Source organism: Nocardia sp. NPDC050717, from assembly GCF_040654275.1.
GTDB lineage: Bacteria > Actinomycetota > Actinomycetes > Mycobacteriales > Mycobacteriaceae > Nocardia.
The window spans coordinates 185,264-209,272 of record NZ_JBFAHR010000014.1 but is presented as its reverse complement, the minus strand read 5'-3'; the positions used below and the strand labels follow the sequence as shown (position 1 = coordinate 209,272).

The window sequence follows — 24,009 nt, the reverse complement described above, 5'->3', positions numbered from 1 at the left end:
CGCCCGGTCCCATTCCGAACCCGGAAGCTAAGGCCACCTGCGCCGATGGTACTGCACTCGACAGGGTGTGGGAGAGTAGGACACCGCCGGACATATTCTGCGAAAGGCCCCCAGCATCTGCTGGGGGCCTTTTTGCGTTCTCGATCTCTCGATCGTCCAATGATCGCCCCTCCCAACGGAACTGGCGCTACTCTGTGCCGGTGAGTGCAGAACTCCCGCCCAGCGAGGGCGAACCGAAGGCCCACGTCCACGGTCGCGCGAGCCTCGGGGCGGAGCACCGGAGTGGACAGAACGAGTCGTATACACGGAGTGCCCGGTCCAGCACGAACTTCGGTGTGTGGCGGCGTGAATCCGAGGTGAGCCGTGAGGGCACGAAGGAGAAGCGCAACACCCTGAAGCTGGCGGTCGCAGGTGGCTTCCTCGTGGCGGGCGTAGTGGGCGCGGCCATCGTGTTCATGGCTTTCCAATCCGATGCGCATGGCGACGCCGCACCGAGCGTCGGGTCCACAACATCCGCTGCCCTTTCCGGAGCGCCGGCCGTGGTCACCACCTCGGTCTCACCGACCACGATGAATCCGACTGCGACGTCGGTGATCTCGTCACGCACACCGACCGCGGTGCTCACCCAGCCCTGCCCGGCCGGCACGGTCTGCTGGTGGGGGATGCCCGACTTCAAGGACCTGCTGCACTCACTCCCGCACGGCGAGGTGCCCTCGGTCGATCCGCAGAACTGCTTGGAGCTCGGCGTAGCTAGTCTCGGCCCGCAAGGCGCCGGCTCCATCGTGAACGGCGGATCCGTCCCTCAGACCTTCTGGGAGAACGGTGACTGCACCGGCCGATCGTTCGTCATGAAGCCGGGAGAACAACTCGCGAAGCTGCCCGTGTTCCCGTTCTCCGTCAGCGGCTGACCGCGGTTCGACTCGGCATCACGGGTTGGGTTCCGCGGTCCGCAACACCTGGAGCAGCCCGTGCACAGCTGCTTCCTGTCCAGCCGACAGCGGATCGGTGGCGAAGTGCATCAGTTCATTCCGTACCACCCGCACCTGCTCGACCAGCTCGATCACCTGCCTCTGATCCAACCGCCACCCGAGCTTGCGCCAACTCGTCGGACTCTGCAGCAGATGCACATACCCACCGAACGTCAGATGCTCCGGCTCGGTGACATACGCCCGCCGATTCTTCGGCGCCGCCGCCTTGAAGTCCTCGGTGTCGAGGTGATCCCGCGCCGCCCTGCGCAACCGATTCTCGGCCTCCTCGATGAGGACGAACGGCTTCGCCAGCGTGCCGAATTGACGCGTCAGGTCCGCGGCAGTGAGGATCCCGGTCACCCGCACCCGATCCGGATCCCGCACGAAGATGAACCCGTGGTCGTAGATCGCCTCGATCTGGTCGAGCAGGGGAGCGTCATGATCCACCACGATCGCGGGCACCGTGGCATCGGCCAGCGTCGGATGATCCGTCGCGATGTGCGCCCGCCCGATCGACTCCCAGGTCACCGCCCCGTGATACGCCCCGTCGTGCTCATCGATCACCGCCAGCTGCGAATACTGGTGCCGCACCATCGTCGTCTTCGCGGTCGTGAGCTCCACACTCGACGGCACCGAAACCAGCGCCGCCGGCAGACTTCCCAACCGCCTCGTCATCGGCTCGGGCTCGACGACATTCTCCACCGACACCCGCTCCGCGGCCCGTGCACCGCCCACCGCCGGCTCACTCTCGAGCGGCACGATCGCGACCACTTCACTGAGCGGCCCCTCGGTGAACGGCGGCCGCGTGGTGAGCCCGTTCTCCGCCAGATCCGCCTTGATCATCGCGACCGCGGCAGCAGTCCGCCGCTCGAACCCCCAGTGCTCGAGCAGACTCCGCACCGTCAACTCCCGCGGATTCCCCGCATCCCGCGCCCCGGCCTCCGCGAGCAGCTCATCGGACCCCGTCGCCGCCACATCACCCACATACCCGGGATCGCTCCCGTGCTCAGCGAGATGCGCGATCCGCACCGCCGCATTGTGCCGCCGCAGCCCACACACCGTGAGCAGCGACCCGAGACTGGCCCGCAGATCAGACCGAATAGCCTCCCACGGCACATCGGTCCGGACCCACTCCACCCGGCGCACCTGCCGAAACGACTCGGGCTCCTGCTCCCGATACTCGTACTCCCCGGCAACCCGCCCGATCGCGACCACCCCGGCGGGCCCCTTCAACGGCATCACCACCAGATCGCCTTCCACGATCTCGGTTCCGAACTTCCACAACTGTCCGGCCCAATTCCCCACCACCGTCGCCGAAGCCTCCGGATAGGCCCGCCGAATCCCCGCCTTCAACTCCTCCCAGGTCCGATACTTCCTGAGATCTCCCACCTCATCCCACCCGACAATCACCGACCCCTCCGCGAGAGCCCGCCCCTCCCGCTGCCCATGACTCCCGGCCCGTACCAGCCAAGCATGCTGCGCCCGCCCACCATCAACCACCGTCTGATCCTCCCCGCCGTGGAACACACTGCCTACCAAAATAGTTCAGCACCGGCGCTCATGCAGCGACCAATGTGGATGTCGATACGGCGTTCCCACCGCACGGCCAAACGGCGGTACCGGTGAAGCAGCGCGAAGGTCTGCTCCATGTCCCGCGGCTGACGGTGACCTTGTCTCGGGATCTCGGGCGAAGTTCAGCGAGAGTGGTGGGACTGCGTCTCGACCAAGTCGGAGGAGCCTTCAGTCGGTCAGCGTGCACACCCAGAGGTAGTCCCGGGCACGGCTCGCGGCCACCAGGTGCTGGCGGGAGCGGAGAGCGTCGGTGTCGCGCCCGCCGGGGTGGGTAGTGGGTGGATTCGCCAGGAGGAGGAACACGGCGGTGAAGTCCATGCCCTTGGCGCGGTGGACGGTGCCGACTTTGATGTCGGTCGGTTGGGTGCCGTCGTAGTGCTCGAGTGGCATGGCGCGCAGGCCCGCCCTGCGCAAGACGGTGAGGTAGCGGTCGATATCGCTTCTGGTGGCGACGATGACGGCGACGTCGGCATCGGGATTCAGGTTCGCGTCGCGAATGGCCTGAGGGAGCGCGGCGAGTGATTCGCGGCGGGTGAGTCGGGCTTCGACGACGTGGCCATCGGGGAGGGTGGCGTCGCTTTCGCGGATGACGACGCCTGCGCCGCCATTGAGGTCGTCGACGGAGCCGGCTGTTTCGATGCGCTGGACATAGGACAGGACCGCGGCGCGATTGCGATAGTTGGTGCGCAGGATGCGGCCGCGGCCACCGGGGACCGGGATGCCTGCCTCGGCCAGGGTGCAGCTGCCCACGTAGACCCGTTGCTGGCTGTCGCCTACTAGGAGCAGCTGCGAATCCTCACGGGCACCGGCGATTTCGTAGACGAGCTGGAGTTGGCGGAGAGTGAAGTCCTGGACTTCGTCGACGACGACCAGGCCGAATCGTTCTTCGCCGGTGAGGGGGCGAGCACGCAATTCCTCGACGGCGAGGGCGATGAGGTCGTTGAAGTCATGTGCGCCCCGCGCCGCGAGACCTTCCTCGTAGGGGACGTACCAGTCTTCCCAGACGGTATGGCGCATCGACGGCAGCAGGCTGATGCCCTCGCGGCCAGTTCGCTGTACCGCCAGATAGCTGGCGGAGTCGCGCAACCCGCGACCCTTGATGATGCGGTCGATTTCGTCGTGCCAGTAGCCGAAGTCGGTGCCTTTGACGCTGGTGAGGGTGTCGCGAACACGGCGCCACGCATCCGCGAGGGAGGCATTGACGGCCGCCTCGTCGAGGTTGAACGGTACGTCCCGGTCTTTGAGGAATCGGAGGGTCCAGGCGTGGAGGCCGGTGAAGAGCGCGCGGTCGGCCGCCCGAGGGGCCAAGTGGGCGAAGCCGCGTTCGTGAAAGGTGGGAAGGGTTTTCACGAACGTGGTGAACATCAGGCGGCCCGGATTGCGTTTGGCCCAGTGGGCCATGCGATGCAGGGCGACCACGGACTTACCGGTGCCGGCGGGCCCGCTGATACGTGCGGGACCGTTGAAGTTCGCGTGAACCAAGGAGAGCTGAGCTGGGTCGAGGAAAGTCATCCAGTCCCTGAACGGGCGGGCCAGGGCGGCGGCGCGCTCGGCCTCGTTGAGGTCGGTTTCGGTAAAAAGCTCAGCGGGAGCGTCGGATTCGTCGAACAGATCGAGTCGAAGATGCGTGTACTTGTCGATGGTGGAAGCCGTGAGTTGGGCGACGCGGGCAGGCTTGTAACGCCGGTCGCCTCCGGTCAATGTGGCGACGAAGCCGGGTTCGTCGACGACGTGTATGCGTCCGTCGGATTCGGGGCGGACCCGGCCGGGGAGTACCACGACGATCTCGGCCATGTGCGGGACGAAACGGAAGTCGTCGAGGGCCAGGCGCGCGAGCGGTTCCTCGGCCTGCTTGCGCAGTTCACCGAATTGAGAAGGATTCGGCATGGTCGCGGCGAACACGACGGCGAACATCCCGGTGGGGCCGATTGCGAAAGCTGTGGGCCTACCGGGGCGGAACGCCGTGGTGCGGACCAGCAGCTGCCAGCCTTCGTTGGCGAGAATGCCCGTGAGCACGCGACGTTCCGACGAGCTCAGGTGGGTCTGGACGGCGAGCGCCTGCTCGGCGGCGCGCAGGCGCCGCTCACGTCGGATGTTGGCCATGGTTCCCCCAACCTGGTCGATGTCGCCGCTTACGGTGTCAGGCGACGCTAATCCCTTGCTGGACAACATAGTTGAAGATCTGCGCCGTCGCATTGGTTCCCTCGACACCAGCGAGAGTCGGCTTGACGCGGTTCTAGCAGAGGGCGTGGATGAAGACAACCTCGGATGTGTCCTTGGTCGTGTAGGCGACCCACCTGGTCTGGGCGAGCTGCTCTTCGTCGGCGCGATAGGCCTGCTCTGATTCCAGCAGTGGGAGACTCTTCGTGTCCCGCCAGTGGTACTTCCAATCTTTCGGCACTCCGGCAATGAATTTGGCAAGGCCTGACTTGGTCTTGAAATCATCCATTTCGTCGGCGGGGATTTCCACCACTGCGGTAACCACTTCGTCTCCGAAACCCGTCTGCTGCTCGAATTCGACGAGTTCGACGCCGTGTGGGAAGACGAGCGAGCCGCAGGTCTCGAGGGATAGGAGGTCTTTGCGCTCGCTCGAGCAGGCTGTCAGTGCAAATGATTGCGCGCCTATCGCAGCGGTGAGGAGTACAAAGGTCAGTCTTCGTTTCATAGCCTCTGCGTCCAGGTCTGGATGGTGTCGGATTGTCTGCGGGCTATAAAACTTCGTGCCCACCCGAATTCTTCGAGATCACGCATGTGATTGCCGATGGAGTTGGCTAGGTTTCGCTTGACGTTGCCGAATGGAATCCAATTCTTCGTTTCAAAGTTGTAGTAGTCCCAGATGTACACCTTGTTGCTCAATTCAGCGTACAGCCCGTCGTCTCGGGAACGTACGATCGTGTCGCTTCCGACTGACACATCGAAGTGCCCGATCCCGAACTCGACGTCTGGATCCCTTGTTGGTCCGCAGCCCTTCCAGTCGGAGGTGAGCTCCCGACCTGCCCGGTGCCGTCCAAGCCGAGATGGCTGATTGTCTATTTGGGCTGAACCTTGGTGAACACGCAGCCACCCGATACCTTGACGCCCTGTCCATCGTCGACCGTGAGGTAGCCAGGGCCACTGAGATTGTCGTTCTCGATGATGTTGGATACTGCGCCGCTGGTGGGGTCACGTCGCAGCTCGTAGTAGCAGGAACTGGCGCCGTCGGTCTTGTAGGTGCCGGACTCGATGTCTGTGCCGGCGATGTAGATGCCTGCGGTGATCACCGTGCGAAGTTCGGTGATCGTGCCGGCCAGCCGAACCGCCTGAGTGTAGCTGGCAGATGTTCCGTAGTACTTGACCGATTTGACGATGAATTCCTTCGAGAGGTCGCGCGTGAATCCGGACTGGGTGAGAATGTCGCGAACGGACTCGTAGGTGCTGCGCCATTCCGCGTCGGAGATGCCTTCTGGAAATGCGCGGGCGGACGTCTTTGCCAGATCGATCAGGGACTGGTCACTGTTGGACAGCATGTAGGTTCTGTTGCTTCGAAGGTCACGAATGAAGTCTGCGTCGCTCACCACCGAAGTCGTCGTCGGTGCCACGCTCATGGTCGTCGTGCTGACCGGGCTCGTTGTCGTTCCGTCGCCGGATGAGCAGGCGGCGACCGACATCGCTGTTGCTACCACTGTCAGGGCGGTGAGGACCGCATGCTTGGATCTGTGAGTTGTGAGGCGGGCGCGGGCCGTCGGACACATGGAAATCTCCGTTCTTGATGTGCAGAATTCGGCGTTGTGGGTCTGCGCGAGACCGTTACAACTGGGCGGAAAGACCTAGCCGACTCGGACCTTGACCCCTCCTGAGAAGATCGAGTCGTGAAACTGCAGCACCGCGGGCACAGTCCCCGGCGGTACGTCGAACACAATGGCCGTGCTCACACCCAGACCCGGATTGAGCTCGATGCTGCCGAAGTCGTCCGACAGCGCCGCATTGGCGCCAAAGCTGCTGTCGAACTTTCGATTGTGCTCGTCGTAGAGGTGCTGGTTGGCGCCGTAGAAGGTGCGGGCTTCGTTGCCGATATTGGTGACCTGGACCCGAACCACGAGGAACTCTCCGGTGGCGCGCTCTGACCAGAAACCACTCCCGAGCGCCGTGGCACCCTGCTCGATGCCGGTCACCAGAAACTCGAATTTGCCGTCTCGCACCGCTGTCCCCGCGGGCGCCGGCTGGTTCTTGGCCGGTTTCGGGGCGACGGTGGTCGGCGACGTGGGATCGGACGGGATGCCTACGCCCTGAACTACACGACTGGTTGTGGTCGCGCGCGAATGATTCGTGGACTCGGATGAGTCCGCACCGATAGCGAACACACCGAGCAGGCACACGCCGATGCACGAACCCGCGATCCACAGGATCAGCGCGTTGTTGTTCATGGGCGGCGGCCGGAATCCGGGAGCAGGATTGGGGCGCGGCGCGTTGAAGGGCGGTTGAGGTGGATAGCCGGGCGGGTTCGTCATGGTGGTTCCTCGGTTCGAGGCGCCGGGACACATTCGTCCCGGCGCCGAGGTCAGCTACTTCAGTGCGACACGCACGCCGCCGGAGAACGCCGAGTCATGGAACTCGACCGCCGCGGGCACAGTGCCCTGGGGCACGTCGAATACAAGGGTGATCGACACTTTGTTGCCGGGATTGATCTCTTCGGCCAGATGGTCATTGACGTTGAGCTCGGCACCCGTGTCGTTGGCGAATTCGCGCCCCTGATCGTCGATCAGCTTCTGATTCGACCCGAAGTAGTGCTGCGCCACGGTGCCGACGTTGGTCACATCGATGTGCACCTGCACGAACTCGCCCTGCGCCTGTTCCTGCAGGATGTCGTTGGTACCGATCACCGCCACCGGTTCTTCCACACCGATGACAAGGAAGGAGAACTTTCCGTCGCGGACTTCGGACCCGGCCGGCGCGGCAGTGTTGCGCTTCTCCTCTGCCTTGGTGACCTCATTCGCCGCTCCGCCGATCAGTGCGACGCAGCCTCCGAACATCAGCAGGATGACGGCAAGGATGCCGCCGACCACCCAGGGCCACACCTTTCTCCTCCGCGGCGGCTGCGGGTAGTGGGGTCCCTGCGGGTAGCCGGGCTGGGAGGGGTACTGGGGGTTGGCCATCGTGACTCCTGGGAGATAAGAGAATTGGTATTCAGTTGTCGGAATTTGGCTGCGATCGACCGCAATCAGCCGTAGACCCCGCCGAGCACGCTGAGCGGTGAACCGTTGATCTGGGCCAATGCATCGATGGAGGCAGCGCCGGCCAGGCGGGCCAAGGCGAGGGTGATATCTGCGGCCGCGGCGGCGTCGGCTCCCGCTTCGTGGTGCTGGTCGAGCGTCACCCCGAGCGCGGCGGATACGGTGCTGAGCTTGTAATTCGCCAGCCGCAGTTGCTGTTTCGACCACGACAACGAGCATCCGTACGACCATCGGGGCAGCGGTGCGCCGCTGAACTCGCAGGCCCGCATCATGTTGTTCATGTCGAACGTCGCGTTGTGGGCAATCACTGGCAGGTCGCCCACCAGGGCTCGTACCTCGGGCAGCCGTTCGGCGAAGGTGGGCTGGCCCGCGACAGTCGCCGGCGTGATCTTGTGGATGCGCACATTGAACGGCGCGAAACTGTCAACGGCGGCAGGCGGCCTGCACAGCAGCGAGTAGGTCCGCATCCGGACGCCATCACGGACAACCGCAACGCCGATCGAACAGATACTGCCGCGGGCCGGGTTGGCGGTTTCGACGTCGAATGCGGCGAACGACAAAGTCATCGGGGTTCCTTCAAATGCTGGATCGTGTGGTTCGGCGGCCTGTTCCGGGCGTGCGGGGTCGCGCCGCGGCAGTGCCTGCCGGGCGGAACCAGCGGGGTGTATCGGTGGTCGTCAGTTCCTGCGGCGCTCGGTGAGCTGTCGCCGAACCCGGTCGAACAGCCTGCGGAGCCGGGCGGTCGCGAAGGAAGGCCGCGGTGCGGGTGGAGTAATCGGCCGCACGCCGAGCCGGGCTGCCAGCTGCGCCGGGGTCGGCACCGGGCTGCTGCTGACGGGAACGTCCAGCTTGATCGGCGCGCGGACCGGCGAAGTTTCCGCACGGCTCGCCGAGTACTGCTCGACCGTCTGACTGGTGAGATGCCAGCCGTGACATGCCGGGCACTGGTAGCACCGCACCTCGCGACGTCGAGGGTCACGCGTGTCGATGCTGCCGAGGACGAGTTCGGCATCAGCGCGGGTGAAGTACCGCCGTTTGCCGTGGAAGCAGCGGGTCATCGGGGTTCGAAGTCGCTGTTTGCGGAGATCGTCGCCATTCCGGAGAGTCAGCGTGCGTGAGCTTTCTGACCGGTGCCGATGGCCTCGAGCTCGTCGGTGGGTGGACATACGCTCTCCTCTCGAGTGATGGAAGGCACGACGAAACACGGCCCGGGAGGGCCGGATCATGGTTGGGATCTGTTGTGGAGCAACAACTTCGGTGTGCTCCATCTGGTCGGCGGGTGTGTCGCTGCCGATGGTTAGAAGGTAGCAGCTTCGTCATCCAACCGTCAACAGGTTGACAATGTTTTCAAGGAATCGACCTGTGAACGTGTGCCTTGCGTGGTCGGAATGTTGAAAACATCGTCAACCTCGATGCGTGTAACCTTGCGCTTGACGACCACTCCATGTGGTGGCAGGTCGAAAGGAGACATATGTCGGACTCAACCGCCACAGTCGCCGCAGCGGAGATCGCGCGGATGGCCGGCGTCACCCGCGCTACAGTCAGCAATTGGCGCCGTCGGCACGCCGACTTCCCGGCCCCGGTGACCGGTGGCTCCGAGGCTCGACCGCTGTTCGATCTCGGCGAGGTGCAGGAATGGCTTCGCGGTCACGGGGTGCAGACCGCCGACTCACCGTTGCAGCGATTGCGCACCGAGCTACGGTCCGGTGTCGAACCTTCCGCCGTGCCGGAGCTGATGGAGGTGGTCGGTGACCTAACTTCGGCATCCGACACGCCAGTGCACGCAGCCCTCCGCGGCGCCATGGCCGCGTCTGACGTCAAGCAGGTGCTGGATGTACTCGCCGAGCGCGGCTTGGATGCGGTGCCGAGCACCGGTGTCTACCCGACAGACCCGCCGGTCGCTGCTCTCATGGCCGACATCCTCACCGCCGCAGCCTCGCCGCGGCCGCGCAGCCTGCTTGATCCCGCGTGTGGCAGCGGCGCTCTTCTTCTCGAAGCGGCCAGGATCGGTGCCACCGCGCTGTCCGGCCAGGACGTGCTTCCCGTCCAAGCGGCCCGCACTACTGCCTTGCTGCACGCGAAGGTTCCCGGCGTAAGGGTAGATATCCGTACAGGCGACAGCCTGCTCGACGATGCCTTCCCCGGTGAGCAGTTCGACGCTGTGTTGGCAAACCCGCCCTACGCGCAACGTGATTGGGGTGCGGAGTCGTTGGCTGTCGACCTTCGCTGGGAGTACTCGGTGCCCCCTCGCGGCGAATCCGAACTTGCCTGGGTTCAGCACATCCTTGCGCACCTGCGTGTCGGAGGGACTGCCGTTGTCCTTCTTCCGCCTGCCGTCGCCTCCCGAACATCGGGTCGTCGAATCCGAATGGAACTGCTCCGTGGCGGTGCCCTGCGTGCGGTAATCGCGCTACCGCAGGGAGCATCGACTCCGCGCCAGGTCGGTCTGCAGATCTGGGTGTTGCGTCGACCTGGGGCCGAGCCGGCTGAATCGGTACTGTTCGCCGACTCGGCACGACTGTCCGGACATGGTGACGCCCAATCGGATTGGCAAGTTCTCGCCGAACGGGTCCTCGACTCATGGCGAGCGTTCGACCACGGTGACGTGGATACGGCCACTGTCGCAGACTTTTCTGCTGTCGTCCGAACCATGGACATTCTCGACGACGATGTCGACCTGACGCCCGCCCGCCGAGTCCGCGCTGCCATCGACCCCGGCAACGTGGCGGCCGCCGCACAAGCCGCTATCGCGCTTCTCGGCGAGCAGCTCGCCGAACTTCGCAGCGTCGCGGGGACGGTGCAGGAGTGGTCCACCCGCGGCGACACCGCTCTGCGGACTGCCACGGTCGGAGATCTCGAACGAGGGGGGGCGGTTCGACTCGTGCGGACAACCTCTGAGGCTGCCGCCCCCGACGCCCCTCAGCGCCCTGTGCTGTCCGGTCGTGACCTCTTGACTGGTCAAGGCCCATCCGGCCTCACCGGCACAGGTGTACCGGTATCTGCCGAACTCATTCGCGAAGGCGACGTCCTGGTGTCCAGATTCCGCGACGATCACGGCGCCGCGCAAGGCGCCCGCGTCGCCGAGGGCGCCGATATCGGCGCGGTCCCCGGCGCCGGCGTCATCATCTTCCGGACCGATCCGACCCGGATGGATCCCTGGTTCTTCGCCGGCTTCATCGGTAGCCCCGACAACGCGGCGGCGATGCTCGGTTCAACCACGATTCGACTCGATCCGTCCCGGCTCAAGATCCCGATCCTGCGCCTTGCCGAGCAGAAGCCGTACGCCGAGGCGTTCCGTCGACTGCATCTGCTACGAGTAGCGGCGGCCCGGACCGCCGATGCAGCCCTCAGCGCCGCCGAGTTGATAGGAACAGGCTTGACCGCGGGGGTGCTTGGTCCAAGCCGCGAGTAGCGGCCGACCAAATGGGAACCTTCACGACGCCCAGCCCGGCTCGTGCAGTGCTGTGGCCTGACGTGCGTTGCTGCCTTCTCGGTGGATCAGGAGAGCGGCCGTTGTCGCCGCGCCCGACATGACCGTATACACTCCCGTCCGAAGGGGTGGTGTACTCAATGTTATTGTTCGGCAAGGTGATTGACTGTGAGTCGACAGGCGTCGGACGATGCCTGTCCGGTCTCGTGGTGCTCGCGTGACTGACCTGTCGGTGCAGCTTTCGAACTGTGCGGGATTCGCTGTAGACCTTGGGGAGATAAATGCGTGCTCGGCGTCGAACGTCTCACGCCTGCTGCCGGCGATCTCATTACCAGCCGAGTCGTCGGGGCTGATAGCGACCGTGGCGCCGTCGCTGGAGAAGTTTTGCAGTGCGGTCGGCGCAGCGCTGAACGCAGAGGCGACGGCTCTCGGCGCCCTCGGCGACAACTTGTCAACGGCAGCAACGCAGTTCGGTTCAACTGATGAGACAATCGCGGCTGCGATCTCCGCGACGTCGAATGATGTAGCGGCTGGGACGGCGCAGGTTGCCGACGGCGCGAGTTACGGTGTGACCCGATTCGGCGGGCTGCAGCTCCCCAGCCTTCCTGCCGTGCCAGACAATCCGTCCACGGTGCGGCAGACTGTGGAATCGGTGATTGGCCTGGTCTCGGTCTACGACGAGAGACTGAGTGTCGCAATCGGAGTCCAGCCGACGGTTGATCTGCTCTCGCCGTTGGTGGGCGACTGGGAAGCGATACAAGCGATCGGTAAGCGGATCGGTTTGCTTGGAATCAATGACTATGTGACGTCGCAGAACCTCATCAACGGCACCAATTGGCTCCAGGGCACGTGGTCCGGCGAGGCTGCCGAGTCATTCGGGTTCGCTACGAAAAACTTCGGAGAGACTGTCGGCGGCAGAAGCGTCGACCTCGACGTCGTATCCAAGGTGCTCGAGTACGGCGGACCCTACATCGAGCGCCTGGTGTACAACCAAGCGGCGGATTTGTGCGGAAAAATTCTGCAGCCCATGACATTTCTTGGGGCAACATTTCCGCTGGGTGCATGGGCCCCGCACATCAATAACCCGATCAACGAGACAATGAAGTCGGAGATAACCGGCGCGCTGGATGCGCTCCAAGTCGCGGCAACGACACGTCAGGGGGAGATTCAGGCGGCGGTCGAAAAGATCTCGTCCGCGCTCGATTACGCGCCGGGTCGTGCGGTACCAGCCTTCAATTCCGGTGAGTTCGATCTTCCGGAGAAGATAGCAATCGATATCGGCACTCGAAAGTTTGGATATGGTGACAACATGTGGTGGGAGGATCGCGTTGACTCCGTATTCTGACCCAGCTGCTTCCGGTGTGCGAACCGGTGCCTTCAGGGTGGTCGATGTAGATGGCGAGTGAACTCCCCGGCATGCCGCCGACGCCGCCACCGGATCCGGGCCAGGGCCCGCATGGATCTCAGCCGCTGTGGGCTCGATACGATGACCTGCAGTTCTTCGACCAGATGATCTACGCAACTGCGGCTGCCGATGCGGCCGGACTGACCAATGCTGCTGATCATCTCGAACACTACCTTGCGAACACCGGCACGGATTGGAAGCTGGATCCGGATCGGATCATGAATGACGAGCCTGCGTTGAAGTTGCATTTTGACAACCTCATTACGGTAGAGGTTTCAAATATCGCGAGACGTATCGGCACTGTCTCAACTAATCAATCCATCACGGCCTCCTTCCAGGCCGCGTGGAAAGAGTACATCTTCGCCGACCGCGATTGGTACCTGGCAATCGGAGCGGTGGAAACTGCTGCTTGCGGAGCGGTTAAGATCGAGAAGCTCGCTGATGAAAACGCGCAGTATCGCGTTGAACTGGTCTATCAATGCCACTTGTACGATCGCTATAACTGGGATGGCGACAAGCAGACCGAGATCGGTGGATTCACTTGGACCGATCGTGAACTGGGCGCCTTACATACTGCAGGTCTGGCGAAGGAGTTCGACATGATCGGCTCGTCTACGATCAAACGCTATGTGGGAGATCTTCCCTCGACGGGCGATCTGAGTCTGCCCGCGCCAAGTGGGACGGGGACCCCTCGATGACACAACCCCCAGCTGGAAGGCAAGGTTTCAGCCGCCGACGACTGCGGACGTGGCTTACATGGGCGGTGGGATTGTGCTTAGTGCTTTCGCTCGCGATGTACGGATGCAATCGTGCTGTCAACCACGCCGTCGATCGGATGATGGTGCCAGACGTCGAGATGTCGACCAGTCCGGCGTTGGTGCAAGAGGCAACCGAGTACGGTGGGTGGGTCCTGCCGAAGGGTGTCGAGGTGCTGCTCGCAAAGCGCGAAATAATTCGCGATAGAAAGTATCAGATCGCCGTGAAAGCATCCCCTGGGGACCTCGCTCTAATGCTGAGCCAGTCTCGATTTCCGAATGTGCTCCAGCACCGCGGAACACCCTACCCAGTCACGACGATCGCCGGGCCGCCGCTGGAGTCATCGCCGCGGGTGGAGCAAGGACAGGAGGCGTGGTTCACTTCGTCGTCGGGCAAAGTGATGATTCGCGAAGTAACCGTTGATATTCGGGATGAGGCAACGCGAATCGTCCATATCGAATTCCGCGGAGTCTAGTGCCGCGTATCGGAAGGTTGATGCTCAAACCCGACAGTGGGGCGGCGGGTTGATCATCGACCGGTGACCGGCGATGCTGCCGGTGGAGGTGGTGCCGGTGGCTCGCAAGCCGGATGTGTTCGTCAGGGCTGTCACGCCCAATGCCTCAACATCAACAGCTTCTGGTCGTTGCCCCAAGCCCGCGTCGTGATCAGCGTCTGGAAGGACGAATACAACCACCGCCGAAGACATTCCGGCCCGGGCTACAACACCCCAGCCGGATACGCTGCAACCTGCATCCACCGGTAAACGGCTCTCACATGCGGTGGACCGAACCATGGGGTCCCGTCAGAATGTCGTCGGCGGGATGAAGACGGCTCCGGTGGTGGTCCGCCACGAACGCACACTCGGATGATACGAGCAATGTTGGCCGCCGTCGTGGGGACCTCGGGGATCGAGCGAGCGATTCAATCGAGCAGCGCGGCGGCCTTCGCATACGCGTGGGCGATATCGGCCTGGCGGCGCTGTCGCTCTTCGACGTCGGGCGTCCAGAGTGCCTGCTGGCTGGTGTGGTAGGTCTTGATCACCTCTAGACGATTGGCGATGCGCGGGTGTTTGCGCTCAAACCGTCGCCACGCTGTCTGGGCGGCACCCCCATGCGCGATCAGTACCTCGAGATCTGGCAGCAGATCGATCAGTCGGCGCAGCGGGTCGAGCCCACGGTCGATCTCGCCTGATGCGGGGTTGCGGTTGATGTACCAGGGATAGGCGTTCCACACCGTGAGGTCGGTGGGACTGATACCGGCATCTGTGACGAACCCGAGATGCCGTTCGGCGGACGGATCGTCATTCTCGAGCGACAGGAATCCGCTGCCCTTGTCCTGCTGGGTGCGTGGACCAGGATCGCGAAACACTGCCAGGATTCGTGCCTCGATGCCACCGTAGGTGGGTGCGACGTACGGCATCCATTCGCCCTGCTCGCTGCGAAGCGCGTCGACGAGCTGGTTGATCGGTGCCAGGCGATCTACATAGACGAGGGAATGCTGGTGCCGCCGGTACTCCGGGTCACGCATGCGTCGGGCAAGGAGCACCGGCGCGGCTGGTTCACCGTCGCTCGGCGTTTCGTCGGCGGCTTGCGCGTCGGTCAACTCGGAATCAGACGGCGCCGAACCTGTGTCCGCTGGGCCGTCGTCGCCTTCACTGGAACCGGGTGGGCACTGATCGAACATTGCGGCGTGAAGCCGGGTCAAAGCATCTTCCGGATGGAACTGGCCATCGAATCGGTTCCGCAGATACAGGTCGATGGAGTCGACCATCGCATTCGACTGGAGCACAACTTCGCGGATGGACGACGGTTTGATGGTCGTCACGAATTGCTCTCGGAGGAAAGGGAATTCACGGCGTGCGTCTGACGTGGACTGACGGATGGAGTCTCGATACATCCGTCGCTCCTCACGCACGGACCCGGTCGAGAGGTCCTCTCGGGTTGGCATCTCGGAGCTGAGTTCTCGCTGCGCATGCTCGATCGCGCTGATGTGACCGACGACGGACTTCGCTGCCTGGTAGAACGAATCCTCGGCATCTTTGATCTGAGGATCCTGCGCCGTCGACGGGTGGTTTCGTCGGTATCGGCGTTCCTGCCATTCGTCCTTCAGCTCGCGGGCGCGTTTCCGCGCAGCGGTGAGACGCGTCCGTGTGCTCGCCGTAACTTCGGACATCTGCGCCCGCGCTGCGGACGGAGCTTGCGCGATGCGTTTCCTCAAACCCATCGCTCAGCCCTTCTTTCTGTTCGAGGTCGCAGGATTCGGCATCGCCACACCGACGATAATCAGTTCCGACCGGCAACGGAGGAATTCCGCGCGGATACCGAACAATCCGGGCACCAGCGATCACGTCGGGCAAGTTCGCGGGCGTGGCCCTGGCTGTACGTCCCGTACAGCGTGCGGTGTTCGGTGCACGTCGCGAACACATCCGGATCGACTTGATCGGCGGCAACCACACGATAGGTGGACAGTTCCGCCACGGAGATCGGCTTGCCCGCACCGGGACGATATGGTGCGGTCTCGATGACACCGCCAGGCCGCCATTCGCCGGCCTTACGATCTGGGTCAACGGAGCCGAGCCGTCGGCACAGCCTCTCCTGGACAACAGGGCCTCTCGCCTTGTCTTCCTCGAGCCGTGCCTCTTCCTGACGGCGCCAATATGCTGCCCGTTCAGCGCCTTCGGCGAACTTGGCAGTGAGGATCGCCTGCGCGGCCGGTGCGGACTCCGCGGCGAGCTCCAGCGCCAGCGAATCGGCACGGCGGCCGGTCGTGCGTTCACCAGTACTCACAGTCTGACCGATCTGGAGTGCACCGGTGGAATCGAGATAGGCAGTCCGAACGACGAACCTCCATTGTCGGGGCGCCACCTTCCGGAGGTAGACCGCAACGCCTCGATCGTGATCGGTGATCGTCCGGTCGGCGCGCCCGCCGAGTTCTCGCTGCACAAGTTCACTCATTCCGTTGGCTACCTTCTACATTCACGAGACTTACAGTGACGACCTGTTGTCGAGTCGGTCATCAGCACGGGCCGGGGATTCGGTGACGCTGCTGGTCGGCGATCCACCACGAGAGTGCGCCGGACCCGGCTCCGATGAGGGCACCTGGCACCGCGCCGATGATGAAGACGGGCAGGCCGGCGAACGCGCCGATCGCTGCGCCGATACCGGCGCGCACTTCCAAGGTGTCGCCGGGCGTCATGCACATGGCTACCGGATGTCCCGCGGCGTCGAGACTGATCAGGATCGCGGCCGGCGGGGCTGCAGACGCGGGGATGGGAGGCGTCGCCTCAGCAGCCGCGGGGCCGGCAGTTCCGAGGGCGATCAAGGCCGAGCCGGCAAATGCGGCGATGGTGGTCTTCATGGTTGATTCTCCTATTGCTGATGGGTTGACTTCGAGGTGATCCGTTCGTGTAGCTTCTGCACGATGCCGAGCAGATGGATCACTTCCTGGTGGGTCGGTGAGAGCTGGTACGCGTGGTGGTGGCAGGCCTCTGACAGTCGCGCCCACGCGTATTGCGCTTGTGTCGCCACCTCGGGGCTGTCGCGGTAGGCGACCTCCAGGAAGGAGAGGCGTGCGTTGCCGCTGGCCCGGCCGGGTTCGATCCCACGTGCTCGGAGCAGGTCGCCGATGATCTCTTCCAACGCCGTTCGCGTCAGCCAGGCACTGATCCGGTTGGTGTGTGGTGTTCGGCCCGCGACCTGGTCGGACGCAAGCGTCAGCAGGACGGTCATTTGGCCGCCGCCTCGATGTCGCGCACCATGCGCTGAACGTCTTTGGCTGCCTGCCGAGGGTCTGTCCCTACGGCGAGCCCGTTGTGCATCTTGGAGCCGACCGTGCTCAACGCCGACTTGAGGTACTCCGCGCGTGCCCACTGGTCGAGGACATGATTCTCCCGCGGCTCACCGAAGATGGCGAGGGTCACCTTCGACCGGGTGGTCGTGGCCGCTTCCCACTCATTTTCGAGCGTTGTAAGTGGCTTTCCCGCACGGATATTGCGGGTGAAGTAGCTGTGCCGTGCCGCTGCCTCCACCGCGAATCGCAACATCCCTGGCAGCGTGCGACGGAGTGCTTCGTCAGGGATCTTGTTCTTCTCGTACTCCATGACGAGCCCGAACGCGTCGGACAGGTAGCGGCGGGACGGGTCGGTGACTGGTGTGATGCACACCTGTGAGTCGTTGTTGCGGCTCACCTCCACGATCGTCGCGGTGAAATTCGCGCGGCGCACCGCGGCGGGCAGCCTGTCGTCGTGGGAGAAGACGATGACCTGTCGGGTCTGGGCGAGTTCGCTGAGCAGCGAAACGAGTCCGTCGACCTTGGCGGGGTCCATCGCCTGAACCGGATCGTCGAGAACAAGGAAGCGGAAGGGTGATTCGGCCATGGTTGCGCGTGGAAGAAACAGGGCCAGCGCCATGGCGTGGAGTTCGCCCTGGCTCAACACGGTGAGTCCGCCTGCAGGTACGCCGTCGACCTTCGAGTCGATTCGAAGCCTGCGCCGGGTCGAGGTGCCTTCCAGGACGAGGTCACCGATTTCGATGTTGCTTTCCTGCTTCAGCATTTCCCACGCGTGGATGGCTCCTTCGCGGATCGGCGCGAGCCGTTCGTTGCGCAATCGAATATCGTTGTCCTGCAGCCATTTCTTCGCATCGTCGAGCTGGTCGACGAGAGGCTTGTCCGCGAGCCATGCTTCCCAGGCCACGCTCCATGCGCGTATGCGGGCATTAAGTGGCTGCCAGTTGTCCTCACGCGCGGACACGCATTCGGCGGCGGCATCGGTGAGCTGATCGATGGCCTCCACCAGCGCATCGACCTCGGATTCGAGGTGATCGGCGATTTGCAGCATGGTGGGGGTGGCGTCGCTGCGGGTGATCGATCCCCACCGGTTCCACGCGGTGCGCGCGGCGGCGACAGCCGATTCGAGTTCGGGCACGGGGGAGTGGTCGAGAACCGAGGGTGGCTTCGACAGCATGCCCAGCGCTTCGGACTGCGCCAGCTCCACCATTTTTCGGGCCTGAGTGAGCGCGGTCAGGTGGTCGCGCTCGGCGCTGACGGCTTCTCGACTCAGTGTGGCCCACGCGTTGTCGAGATGCCCGCCCTGGCACACCGGGCAGGTCATGTCGCCATGCTCAGCGTGTACCCGGAGGGCCTGTTCGAGCAGGTCAAGGGTGGCGAGCTGCTTGTCGCTGGCCGCGACGCCGAGCTCGGCAAGCGCGGTCATACTCGATCGCAAACGTTTCGCCACGGACTTCGCGTCGTCAGAGGTGACGGGAGCGCGCAGCTGTGCGAGCGTGCGGAGGCCTGCGAGCGGACCGTTGTCAGTCTCGGCGTTGTGCAGCAGCTCGCGCAGGCGAGCGAGGTCGGGCAGGGTCTTCTTCAGGACGGGCGCAACGGCAGCGGCGCGGTTGTCGTCGAGTGCGGCGGCCTCGGTAGCGAGGTCGCGGCGCTGTTTGGCGAGCTCGTCGCCCGGTCCCTTGCGGGCCTTGTGTCGTACCTGGATTCGGTTGATCGCATCCGTGAGCTGGCCGACGCCGAGCACCCGCGACATCGCGTCGTGCAGGTCGCTCGGTGCGCCGGTGAGCATGGCGCCGAGCTCGTCGTAGGAGAGGATCGGCCGGAACTGTCGCAACGGTCCGTCCCATCCGAGGTCTGCGCGTCCGATCTGCTGTTTGCCACCGCGCCGTTGCGTGCGGGTGGTGTGCTGGTCGACATCGGTTTCGCCGTCTGCCCAGTTGATGCTCACCGTGATCGGGTCTTCGCCTTCCTCGACCAGGTGAACAGCGATTCGTGCCGTTGGGTGGTGCAGGTTGCGCCACTCATCGCGCCACTGGGTCGACTTCTTGCCGATCCAGCGGTAGGCGCTGTCGGTCAGCGTGAGCTCCAGTGCTTCGGAGATGCTCGATTTCCCGGAGCCGTTGCGGCCGGCGACGATGGTGAGGCCTGGTTCGGGTCGAAGTGTCAGCGTGGTGGCCGGGCCGATTCCTCGGAAGCCTTCGACGTCGATCGCGGTGAGGAAGGTGCCGCGTGAACTATCCGGTGCGGCAATCGAGTTCGTGTCGGTGACCGGTCGGTCTCGTGATGCGCCACCGAGGTAGTCGTCGAGCGCCCGGTCACCCTCGAGCGCCGCGAGGATCACGAGGCCGACTTCGTCGCTCGAGTCGGATCGGTCGAGTTGAGCGGCGATCCAGGGAAGGAGATCGGTGGGGGCAGAGTGTGCCTCAGCGTTGTCTTCCATGCGGTGAACCCTTCTCGTGCTGAACTGAATCGGGTGGAACCTGGGGGCAGAGGGCATACAGCGGGCGCCCGACTGGGTGGTGATCGCGGGCCGGGAGCGCCTTGGCGAGGGGCCGGTTGTACAAGTACAGCCTGCACTGAATTGAAAACATTGTCAAATTACAACTTGGGTATTGACAAGTCCCTTGGTCTGCCGTCGCGCAGTACGCCCAGGTGATGCATCGCCTTCTTGGCCCGCCAAACCGGTGCCTCTGAGGGTTGGGTGGGGCCTGGCGTGCGATACGATCTTGGTTGTCGGATTGCGGCCTGACGGGCTTCCACCGTGTGGATATGCCTCCGCTGCACGGGGTTTCGTGCTGTCTGGGGAAATGGCGTGGTGACAAGGGCTCTGCGAGCGACTGCAGCTGACGTGCTGAACTGGTCTTCCGAGGCTGTACTCGCTGACATACTGGCCGATCATCTGCGACGGAAGACTTCGCGTCGCGATGCCGAGGCGCGGTCGTGGAGTGCGAGTCTTCCGCTCATCGCGCAGCACTTGATCGACCTCGGGCTGGACCGGGTCGAGATGCTGCTCGAATATCGGCTGCCTGCGGCGAGTTCGCGAGCGGATGTGATCCTCTGTGGGGTCGATCCCGACACCGGCGCAGACACGTACGTGGTCGTCGAGCTCAAGCAGTGGAGCGCGGCCGAACTGGAGTTCAACAGTGACCGTATCGTCAGGGCGACTGGACTGCCGGGGGAGCAGCTTCATCCGATCGACCAGGTCCGGGGCTATTGCAAATACCTCACTCAGTACCTCGAGGTGTTGCACGATCGGCCGCGAGCCGTGCACGGCGTTGCCTACTTGCACAATGCGACCGAGAGTTCGATCAGCAGCCTGCGTGCTCGGCAACCCGATCAATCCGGGCGCATGTACACGGCCGACGGCCGCGAGGACTTTCTCGGGTTCCTCGCAAAACGACTGGCGCCGAAGTCCGGTGCCGCGGCAGCTGAAAAGCTGCTCGAAAGCCCGATTCGGCCGCGGGCAGACCTGATTTCCTTCACCGCATCGGAACTACGTCAGGCGACGGAGTATTCGCTGCTTGACGCTCAAGAGATCGCCTACCGGCGTGTTATCGATCAGGTGCGTCTGTCGCATAGGCAGGACGGCAAGGGCGTTGTCATTGTTACCGGCGGTCCTGGAAGCGGCAAGAGTCTCATCGCAATCACTCTGTTGGCGGAATTGCACCGCGAAGGAAAGAGGGTCCAACACGCGACCGGATCGCAAGCGTTCACGGAGTCGCTACGAAAATTCCCGGCCGCGGGATCGAGCACGCTCAAGAAACTGTTCCAGTTCTATCGAACCTTCGCCAAGTATGAAAAGAACGAACTGGATGTGCTGATCTGCGATGAGGCGCATCGTATTCGAGCTGTTTCAACCAACAGGTTCTCGAAGCAAAGTGAACGGACGGGACGACCGCAGGTCGACGAGCTCATCGCTGCGGCAAACGTACCCGTGTTCCTCCTGGATGAGCACCAGGTCGTTCGGCCAGGAGAGGTCGGGACGTATCGCGAGATTCATGATCATGCGACGCGTGCCGGTTGTCGCGTTCACCATGTTGAGTTGGATGGGCTGTTCCGATGCGGCGGCAGCGAAGATTATGAGGAATGGGTTCGACGGTTGCTGGGACTTCGGGTAGGTGGACCGACTTCCTGGACCGGCGATCCGAACTTCGAGGTTCTGGTGGCCGAGTCACCGCAGGAGATGGAAGATTTTCTGCGAGCGAAGGACGCGGAAGGCCAGGTAGCGCGGATCACCGCCGGATACTGCTGGCCCTGGAGTGATCCGAACCCGGACGGTAGCTTGGTCGACGATGTCAGGATCGGATCGTGGTCCATGCCGTGGAATCTCAAGAGCGACAGGTCGGTCAACGGTATCCCGTCCCGCTTGTACTGGGCGACGGAGCCAGCCGGGATCGATCAGATCGGTTGTGTCTACACGGCTCAGGGGTTCGAATTCGACTGGACAGGTGTGATTATCGGCCCCGACTTGGTTGCTCACAACCGGGTGCTGAAGAGTGTCCGGGCAGGAAATCTGGACAAGGCAATGCGGGCCAAAGACCTGTTCGACCAAGAATTCGACCGGTTGATTCGTAACATCTACAAGGTGCTGCTCACGCGGGGGATGAAGGGTGTCGTTCTCTACGCCACCGATCCGGACACCCAGGAATTGCTCGTCAGCCTGGCCCCCCGGCTGGCACACCCCGAGGTGACGTCACCTCGGATCGACGCGTGACCGATAGCGTGTGAGGATCACTGCAAGTGCAAGCTGGTGCGCTCGGCCAATGCTTTTCGAGCACCGTCGACATCTGCCAGGCGCGCGGAGACCGTGGCTGTTGCCAGGCTGTCGGGTAGCACGTCGGAGAATTTCAGTCCGCGGACTGCTCGCTCGTCTGCAATCGGAAGCACCAGCGCCGAGTGGGGTCTACGCAGTTCGGCCACTGAGATGTGCCACATCTCGGCGGTCAGGTCCGGTCGGAGGCGGATGCTGAAATCGTTGGGCCGCTGAGCGGGATCGACGATCGTCGACAAAGTCGCAGCGAGAGTGGCGTTTGCGCGGAAGCCTGCGAAAGTCCACCAGCGCACGGCATCACCCTCGCGGTCTATCACCGTGGCGTTGCCCTTGACATTGCGGACCGATTTCGTCGCTCGGATGTCCGCCAGCTCGTTCTTTGCGCGCCGAGTGAGCGTGACCGGGGGATCGTCGCCGAGCAGCACATCCCGAATGGCCCGCGCCAGCTCGAAGGACAGCCCGCGCAACCCGACGTTCGACCATTTCGCGACACCGCCGCTCTCGGCAGGTTCGACGAACGCCCGGCGACGAGACCAATCGATGTAGGTAACTCGCCAGCTGCGGCCGGCAAGCAACAATAGTCGCGGCCCTGGCCGGTCGTCTGTCAGTACCGAGGGGTCGGTATGGCCGATTTCTTGGCGACCGGCCAGCACCGTGAACTGTGGCGGTGCCGTGAAGGCAGCGGTCAGATCGAGGAAGTGCCGTTTGCCGAACCGCTTTTCCGCGGAGGGCCCTATGTGGAGAAGGCCGCCGTCCTCGTCGAGGTGTCCCTCCGCGACCAGGTGGCGCAAGATCGATGCAGCACTGATGTCGAAGGGCGGCAACCCGTTCCATTCTTGCGCCCAGATCCGGTCACCGATCGAGTGCTGTTGCAGTGTGACGGCGAGGAGTTGCTGTGCAACCAGGTGACGAGGTTCGGGCGGCGCGATGATCGGCTCGACCCAGCCGCGGCTCCACAGGAGTATGAGGGCGGCAGCTTGGACAAGGGTGTCCGCTGTGGTCGCAAGGAACAGGCAATTGCGTGTTGTGCCCGCACGACGACCGGTTCTGCCGATCCGCTGGAGGAACGAAGCGACTGTTGTCGGCGAATCGATCTGGATCACGCGGTCGAGATCGCCGACATCGATGCCGAGTTCCAATGTCGACGTGGACACGATCACACAGTCACGTGCTTCGGCGAAAGCTTGTTCGGCCCTGGCGCGTTCGTCGACCGAGAGCGAAGCGTGGGAAAGGAACACCGTTACCCCGCGCATGCGCAGCGCGGACCCGAGCTCTTCGACCTGCCTGCGGGAGTCGCAGAACACCAGGCGCTTTTCACCGCGGTGCAGTGTCGCGATGACCTTGGCCGCATTCTCCAGCGACGCTACGTAGTCGAGTTCGACGTTGCCCGGCGGCGACGTTGTCCGACCGGGAGTCGGGAGTGTGACACCGGGCGCGACCACGCGCGCTGCCCGCGTGCCTGCCCCCGATCCCTGCAGCCAGGTGAGGAGTTCGGCGGGGTTGCCGACCGTGGCGGAGAGGCCGATACGTTGGATGGGGCGGCCCGCGACACGTTGGAGTCGCTCGAGAACGGCCAGCAGGTGCCAGCCACGGTCGTCGCCGGCGAAGGCGTGAACCTCGTCGATGACGACGGCGCGGATGTTACCGAGGAGCTGGTTGTGATCGGTTTTCGTCCCGATGAGCATTGCCTCGAGTGATTCCGGCGTGGTCAGCAGGATGTCGGGGTGCTCACGACGAATCCAGTCGCGTTTGGCGTTGGAGATGTCGCCGTGCCACAGCGCGGCCCTGCGGCCGAGCCATTGGGCGTAGCCGTCGACCCGCGGTGCCAGATTGTTCAGCAACGCTTTGAGCGGACACAGATACAGCACCGAGGTGCCAGTCCAACGGCGCTGCGCCATCGCACTGAGTAGCGGGAAGCAAGCCGCTTCTGTCTTGCCGCCCGCTGTCGGCGCGAGCAACACGACGTCCTCGCCCGCGAGGAGCGGTTCGATCGCCTCGCGCTGCAAGGGGCGAAGACCTGGCCAGCCGAGCGTGTTGACGATGTGGTGCACCACCACCGGATCGAGTCGATCCCATACGTCGTTCACAGGCCGATCTTCCCATGCATTCCA

General features: G+C 63.7%; 20 protein-coding genes, 1 rRNA gene and 1 pseudogene. 8 read left to right on the top strand and 14 right to left on the bottom strand.

All coding sequences use genetic code 11. The features are described from left to right. Window positions 1-92, top strand: a 5S ribosomal RNA gene (gene rrf, locus AB0H56_RS25595); the annotation flags it as partial. Between the two features lie 264 nt (window positions 93-356). After that, complete coding sequence (locus AB0H56_RS25590; protein WP_357167793.1) at window positions 357-908, top strand: hypothetical protein; 552 nt, start codon at window positions 357-359, stop codon at window positions 906-908. Window positions 909-926: 18 nt separating this feature from the next. Here the strand turns inward: AB0H56_RS25590 and AB0H56_RS25585 are convergent, their stop codons facing one another. The 8 genes from AB0H56_RS25585 to AB0H56_RS25550 form a co-directional block, all read right to left on the bottom strand. Then, window positions 927-2,468: a CBS domain-containing protein gene (locus AB0H56_RS25585; protein WP_357167791.1), complete on the bottom strand. Its 1,542-nt coding sequence runs from the start codon at window positions 2,466-2,468 to the stop codon at window positions 927-929. A 240-nt stretch (window positions 2,469-2,708) separates the two neighbouring features. After that, complete coding sequence (locus AB0H56_RS25580) at window positions 2,709-4,643, bottom strand: UvrD-helicase domain-containing protein (RefSeq protein WP_357167789.1); 1,935 nt, start codon at window positions 4,641-4,643, stop codon at window positions 2,709-2,711. Between the two features lie 133 nt (window positions 4,644-4,776). Next, entirely contained in the window at window positions 4,777-5,205 is a 429-nt protein-coding gene (locus AB0H56_RS25575) for a hypothetical protein (protein ID WP_357167787.1), read from the bottom strand. Between the two features lie 364 nt (window positions 5,206-5,569). After that, window positions 5,570-6,187 (bottom strand): hypothetical protein, encoded by a 618-nt coding sequence (locus tag AB0H56_RS25570; protein ID WP_357167785.1) that lies wholly within the window; start codon window positions 6,185-6,187, stop codon window positions 5,570-5,572. 159 nt (window positions 6,188-6,346) lie between these two features. After that, window positions 6,347-7,027, bottom strand: coding sequence for a DUF4352 domain-containing protein (locus tag AB0H56_RS25565; protein ID WP_357167783.1), 681 nt, complete (start codon window positions 7,025-7,027; stop codon window positions 6,347-6,349). A gap of 54 nt (window positions 7,028-7,081) precedes the next feature. Then, the gene (locus AB0H56_RS25560; protein ID WP_357167781.1) at window positions 7,082-7,672 is read right to left on the bottom strand and encodes a DUF4352 domain-containing protein; all 591 of its coding nucleotides are present in this window, start codon (window positions 7,670-7,672) and stop codon (window positions 7,082-7,084) included. Window positions 7,673-7,737: 65 nt separating this feature from the next. Continuing rightward, window positions 7,738-8,316 carry an exonuclease domain-containing protein gene (locus tag AB0H56_RS25555; RefSeq protein ID WP_357167779.1) on the bottom strand — a complete coding sequence of 193 codons (579 nt, stop codon included), beginning with the start codon at window positions 8,314-8,316 and terminating at the stop codon, window positions 7,738-7,740. A gap of 111 nt (window positions 8,317-8,427) precedes the next feature. Then, a complete protein-coding gene (locus AB0H56_RS25550) occupies window positions 8,428-8,808 on the bottom strand; it encodes a hypothetical protein (RefSeq protein WP_357167777.1) in 381 nt (126 codons plus the stop codon). Between the two features lie 413 nt (window positions 8,809-9,221). Between AB0H56_RS25550 and AB0H56_RS25545 the strand changes: the two genes are divergently transcribed. The 5 genes and pseudogenes from AB0H56_RS25545 to AB0H56_RS25525 all read left to right on the top strand — a co-directional run. Continuing rightward, entirely contained in the window at window positions 9,222-11,162 is a 1,941-nt protein-coding gene (locus tag AB0H56_RS25545; RefSeq protein ID WP_357167775.1) for an N-6 DNA methylase, read from the top strand. 235 nt (window positions 11,163-11,397) lie between these two features. After that, the gene (locus tag AB0H56_RS25540; protein WP_357167773.1) at window positions 11,398-12,525 is read left to right on the top strand and encodes a hypothetical protein; all 1,128 of its coding nucleotides are present in this window, start codon (window positions 11,398-11,400) and stop codon (window positions 12,523-12,525) included. 50 nt (window positions 12,526-12,575) lie between these two features. Further along, a complete protein-coding gene (locus AB0H56_RS25535) occupies window positions 12,576-13,283 on the top strand; it encodes a hypothetical protein (RefSeq protein WP_357167771.1) in 708 nt (235 codons plus the stop codon). Between the two features lie 80 nt (window positions 13,284-13,363). Then, window positions 13,364-13,816, top strand: coding sequence for a hypothetical protein (locus AB0H56_RS25530; RefSeq protein WP_357167769.1), 453 nt, complete (start codon window positions 13,364-13,366; stop codon window positions 13,814-13,816). A 138-nt stretch (window positions 13,817-13,954) separates the two neighbouring features. Beyond that, window positions 13,955-14,104 (top strand): annotated as a pseudogene (locus tag AB0H56_RS25525) (integrase core domain-containing protein); the annotation flags it as partial. A gap of 158 nt (window positions 14,105-14,262) precedes the next feature. Here the strand turns inward: AB0H56_RS25525 and AB0H56_RS25520 are convergent. The 5 genes from AB0H56_RS25520 to AB0H56_RS25500 all read right to left on the bottom strand — a co-directional run bounded on the left by AB0H56_RS25520 (window position 14,263) and on the right by AB0H56_RS25500 (window position 19,567). After that, entirely contained in the window at window positions 14,263-15,564 is a 1,302-nt protein-coding gene (locus AB0H56_RS25520; protein ID WP_357167767.1) for a uracil-DNA glycosylase, read from the bottom strand. 59 nt (window positions 15,565-15,623) lie between these two features. Further along, window positions 15,624-16,295, bottom strand: a complete 672-nt coding sequence (locus tag AB0H56_RS25515; protein WP_357167765.1) for a hypothetical protein — start codon at window positions 16,293-16,295, stop codon at window positions 15,624-15,626. A 61-nt stretch (window positions 16,296-16,356) separates the two neighbouring features. Next, window positions 16,357-16,698: a hypothetical protein gene (locus tag AB0H56_RS25510; protein ID WP_357167763.1), complete on the bottom strand. Its 342-nt coding sequence runs from the start codon at window positions 16,696-16,698 to the stop codon at window positions 16,357-16,359. Window positions 16,699-16,709: 11 nt separating this feature from the next. Next, entirely contained in the window at window positions 16,710-17,069 is a 360-nt protein-coding gene (locus tag AB0H56_RS25505; protein ID WP_357167761.1) for a hypothetical protein, read from the bottom strand. Continuing rightward, window positions 17,066-19,567 carry an AAA family ATPase gene (locus tag AB0H56_RS25500; protein ID WP_357167759.1) on the bottom strand — a complete coding sequence of 834 codons (2,502 nt, stop codon included), beginning with the start codon at window positions 19,565-19,567 and terminating at the stop codon, window positions 17,066-17,068. Before AB0H56_RS25500 ends, AB0H56_RS25505 begins: the two co-directional genes overlap by 4 nt. A gap of 408 nt (window positions 19,568-19,975) precedes the next feature. On the opposite strand from AB0H56_RS25500, the gene AB0H56_RS25495 reads away from it, so the two are divergent. Further along, window positions 19,976-21,841, top strand: coding sequence for a DNA/RNA helicase domain-containing protein (locus AB0H56_RS25495; protein ID WP_357167757.1), 1,866 nt, complete (start codon window positions 19,976-19,978; stop codon window positions 21,839-21,841). A gap of 17 nt (window positions 21,842-21,858) precedes the next feature. Here the strand turns inward: AB0H56_RS25495 and AB0H56_RS25490 are convergent, their stop codons facing one another. After that, entirely contained in the window at window positions 21,859-23,985 is a 2,127-nt protein-coding gene (locus AB0H56_RS25490) for a DEAD/DEAH box helicase (RefSeq protein ID WP_357167755.1), read from the bottom strand. Window positions 23,986-24,009: the final 24 nt, after the last annotated feature.